Raw genomic sequence first — 4,424 nt, forward strand, 5'->3', positions numbered from 1 at the left:
GGTATGCGCACCGCCGTCGCGGGTTGGGGTTATCTGAGCGATGACGAGGATCCCGCCGACTGGGGCGCAGATCTGCACTTCGATACGGTACAGGCCCTGCACCACTGGCTACGTTACGAGGTAGCCTGACCCCATGATCCGCCTGGTCACAGGCATTGATGGATCATAAAGGCAGTTTTGTTGCCAAAAGAAACCCAATTGAGCACCACCCGCTGGGGCATAGGGGTACGCAAGGATGCGATGGGAGGTCAGGAGTGATCTCCCATTTTTGCCGTTTGGCAACCGCTAACCGACAGGGACAGGACACCTTTTGACCCAGGCTGCACAAGGGATAACCAGACTGAATTTGCTAGTAAAAACACCCCGTTTTCGCAAGCAAAAAAAGTTATTTAAATTTTCCATGTTCGATCATCAGGCTTGCATTTACCGGATCGGACGCATGAAAACCCACTCACTGTGAGCAGCCACTAACATGGGTCGCAACACCCACAATTTATCCACAGCTAATGCCTTATCCACAGATTGCAAAGCCGGGTAGACCTCACTATCTTGTAGCTCGAACTTAAAATAACACTATATCTTGTGATTCATCGCACAACATGCCCCCGCTCCCGCAGTCGATCACGACCAGGCGGTCAAGGCCGTGCGATGGTTTTTCGGGAATCAACTACAAAGGTCATCAGCCAATGAACTTGTTTGTGACGAAGCGTAACGGCCACAAAGAACCCATCGATCTGGATAAAATTCACCGCGTGCTGGATTGGGCCGCCGAGGGACTCGACAACGTGTCGGTATCCCAGGTGGAACTCAAGTCCCACATCCAGTTCTATGACGGTATCCGTACCGCCGATATCCACGAAACCGTCATCAAGGCCACTGCTGATCTGATCTCCGAGCAAAGCCCGGATTACCAGTACATGGCTGCCCGTCTGGCCATCTTCCACCTGCGCAAGAAAGCCTACGGCCAGTTCGAACCGCCCCATCTCTACCAACACGTCGCCCGTCTGGTAGACATGGGCAAATATGACAAGCACCTGCTGACCGACTACACCCAGGCTGAATTTGAGGCGCTCAACGAGCACCTGGATCACTGGCGTGATATGGACTTCTCCTACGCCGCCGTCAAGCAGCTGGAAGGCAAGTACCTGGTGCAGAACCGCGTCACCGGCGAGATCTACGAGAGCCCGCAGTTCCTCTACATCCTGGTAGCGGCCTGCCTCTTCTCCAAGTACCCGAAAGATACCCGTCTGGACTACATCAAGCGCTTCTACGATGCAGTCTCGACTTTCAAAATTTCCCTGCCGACGCCCATCATGAGCGGCGTGCGGACCCCGACTCGCCAGTTCAGCTCCTGCGTGCTGATCGAGTGTGATGACAGCCTGGATTCCATCAACGCCACCGCCAGCGCCATCGTGCGTTATGTCTCCCAGCGCGCCGGTATCGGCATCAACGCTGGCCGTATCCGTGGTCTGGGTAGCCCCATCCGTGGTGGCGAAGCGTTCCACACCGGTTGCATCCCCTTCTACAAATACTTCCAGACTGCGGTCAAATGCTGCTCCCAGGGCGGCGTGCGCGGCGGTGCGGCCACCCTCTTCTATCCGCTGTGGCACACCGAGGTGGAGAGCCTGCTGGTCCTGAAAAACAACCGCGGCGTGGAAGAGAACCGGGTCCGTCACATGGACTACGGCGTGCAGATCAACAAGCTGATGTACCAGCGCCTGATCAAGGGCGGCGACATCACCTTGTTCTCCCCGTCCGATGCCCCTGGCCTGTACGATGCCTTCTTCGCCGATCAGGACAAGTTCGAGGCACTCTACGTCAAGTACGAGCAGGACCCGGCCATTCGCAAGAAGACCATCAAGGCGGTCGACCTCTTCTCCCTGATGATGCAGGAGCGTGCCGGTACCGGCCGCATCTACATCCAGAACGTGGATCACTGCAACACCCACAGCCCGTTCGATCCGAGCGTGGCGCCGGTACGCCAGTCTAACCTCTGCCTCGAAATCGCGCTGCCGACCAAGCCGCTCAACAACGTGGATGACGAAGAGGGCGAGATCGCCCTGTGCACCCTCTCCGCGTTCAACCTCGGCGCCATCGAGAAGCTGGAAGATCTGGAAGAGATGGCCGATCTCGCCGTGCGTGCCCTGGATGCCCTGCTCGACTATCAGGACTACCCGCTCAAGGCTGCCCAGAAAGGCAGCATGAACCGTCGTACCCTGGGGATAGGCGTCATCAACTACGCCTACTACCTGGCCAAAAACGGCGCCCGTTACTCCGACGGTTCCGGTCTGGCGCTGACGCACCGCACCTTCGAGGCGATCCAGTTCTACCTGCTGAAAGCCTCCGTGCAGCTGGCCCGCGAGTTCGGCCCCTGCCCGGCGTTCAACGAGACCACTTATGCCCAGGGCATTTTGCCCATCGATACCTATAAAAAGGATCTCGACAACCTGTGCAACGAGCCGCTGCACCTGGATTGGGAAACCTTGCGTGAAGAGATCCGCACCGTGGGTCTGCGCAACTCCACCCTGACCGCCCTGATGCCAAGCGAGACCTCCAGCCAGATCTCCAACGCCACCAACGGCATAGAGCCGCCGCGCGGCCTGGTATCGGTCAAGGCCTCCAAGGACGGTATTCTCAAACAGGTGGTGCCCGAGTATCATCGCCTGAAAGATCAATACGAGCTGCTCTGGAAGCAACCTAGCGTCGATGGCTATCTGCAGTTGGTCGGTATCATGCAGAAGTTTGTGGATCAGGCGATCTCCGCCAACACCAACTACGACCCCGCCCGTTTTGAAGGCAACAAGGTGCCGATGAAACAGTTGCTCAAGGATCTGCTGACCGCTTACAAATACGGCCTCAAGACCCTCTACTATCACAACACCCGTGATGGTGCGGATGACGCACAAGCCGATATGCAAGATGACGGTTGTGCCGGTGGGGCTTGTAAAATATAAGCCATTGCAAGATCTGACAACCGGGCGGGAGCGACAAGCTCCCGCTCTCCTGTTTTACCCATTTAATACATTCTGGTAACCATGGCCTATTCAACTTTCTGCCAAACCCAAAACGACCAGCTCAAAGAGCCGATGTTTTTTGGCCAATCGGTCAATGTGGCCCGTTATGATCAACAAAAGCACGAAGTGTTCGAGCGACTGATCGAGAAACAGCTCTCCTTCTTCTGGCGCCCGGAAGAGGTCGATGTCTCCCACGACCGCATCGACTATCAGGCCCTGCCGCCCCACGAGCAGCACATCTTCATCTCCAACCTGAAGTACCAGACCCTGCTGGATTCCATCCAGGGCCGCAGCCCCAACGTGGCACTGCTGCCGCTGGTCTCCATTCCGGAGCTGGAAACCTGGATCGAGACCTGGGCCTTCTCGGAGACTATCCACTCGCGTTCCTACACCCACATCATTCGCAATATCGTCAACACCCCGGCCCAGGTGTTTGACGACATCGTCACCAACGAGCAGATATTGAAGCGCGCTGGCTCCATCAGCTGCTTCTACGACGATCTGATCGAGGCGACCGCGCTCTACAACCTGCACGGTGAAGGGACCCATAGCGTCGCCGGACAGATGCGTACCATCACACTGCGCGAGCTGAAGAAGAAGCTCTACCTGTGCCTGATGAGCGTCAATGCGCTGGAGGCGATCCGCTTCTACGTCAGCTTCGCCTGCTCCTTTGCCTTCGCCGAACGCGAACTGATGGAAGGCAACGCCAAGATCATCAAGATGATCGCCCGCGACGAAGCGCTGCACCTGACCGGCACCCAGCACATGTTGAACCTGATGCGCACCGGCCAGGACGACCCCGAGATGGCCGAGATTGCCGCCGAGTGCGAGCAGGCCTGCTTCGAGATCTTCAAGGAAGCCGCCATTCAGGAGAAAGAGTGGGCCGAGTACCTGTTTCAGGACGGCTCCATGATCGGCCTGAACAAGGACATCCTCTGCCAGTACGTGGAGTACATCACCAACCTGCGCATGAGTGCGGTCGGTCTGCAGTCAGCCTTTGCCGGCGCCAAGCAAAACCCGATCCCCTGGATAAACACCTGGCTGTCCTCTGACAACGTGCAGGTCGCCCCGCAGGAAGTGGAAGTGAGTTCCTACCTGGTCGGCCAGATCGACAGCGAAGTACACGCAGATGATCTCGGTGACTTTGAGCTGTGAGTGACGCCACCAACACGCTGGCCCCTGCCCCGCAGCCTGCAACACAGCAAGAGGCCACACAGGCGCCGCTGGTGCAGACCCGCGACGGTACCCTGCTCGCTTATCCCGGCGAGAGCGTGTTGGAGACCCTGGAGCGCCACGGCCATCATGTGGAGTTCCAGTGCCGCAGCGGCTATTGCGGCGCCTGCCGCACGCCCTTGCTGGCAGGCTCGGTGCATTATGCCAATGTGCCGTTGGCATTCGTCTCCCCAGGCG

2 protein-coding genes and 2 pseudogenes are annotated in these 4,424 nt (G+C 57.8%); all 4 read left to right on the forward strand.

The features are described from left to right. A pseudogene (locus AAC083_RS13770) lies at positions 1 to 129 on the forward strand (haloacid dehalogenase); the annotation flags it as partial. Between the two features lie 557 nt (positions 130 to 686). Beyond that, positions 687 to 2,954, forward strand: a complete 2,268-nt coding sequence (gene nrdA / locus AAC083_RS13775) for a class 1a ribonucleoside-diphosphate reductase subunit alpha (RefSeq protein WP_042034935.1) — start codon at positions 687 to 689, stop codon at positions 2,952 to 2,954. Between the two features lie 81 nt (positions 2,955 to 3,035). Continuing rightward, positions 3,036 to 4,169: a class Ia ribonucleoside-diphosphate reductase subunit beta gene (nrdB, locus tag AAC083_RS13780; RefSeq protein WP_108536887.1), complete on the forward strand. Its 1,134-nt coding sequence runs from the start codon at positions 3,036 to 3,038 to the stop codon at positions 4,167 to 4,169. Then, positions 4,166 to 4,424 (forward strand): annotated as a pseudogene (locus AAC083_RS13785) (2Fe-2S iron-sulfur cluster-binding protein); the annotation flags it as partial. The gene nrdB and the pseudogene AAC083_RS13785, both read left to right, overlap by 4 nt.

The organism is Aeromonas sp. HMWF014, assembly GCF_963878295.1.
GTDB classification, from domain to species: Bacteria; Pseudomonadota; Gammaproteobacteria; order Enterobacterales; family Aeromonadaceae; genus Aeromonas; species Aeromonas popoffii.

What these genes read in the sequence shown, in the direction of transcription:
- nrdB (WP_108536887.1), top strand. Translation starts at nt 3,036, where the DNA reads ATGGCCTATTCAACTTTCTGCCAAACCCAAAACGACCAGCTCAAAGAG.
- nrdA (WP_042034935.1), top strand. Translation starts at nt 687, where the DNA reads ATGAACTTGTTTGTGACGAAGCGTAACGGCCACAAAGAACCCATCGAT.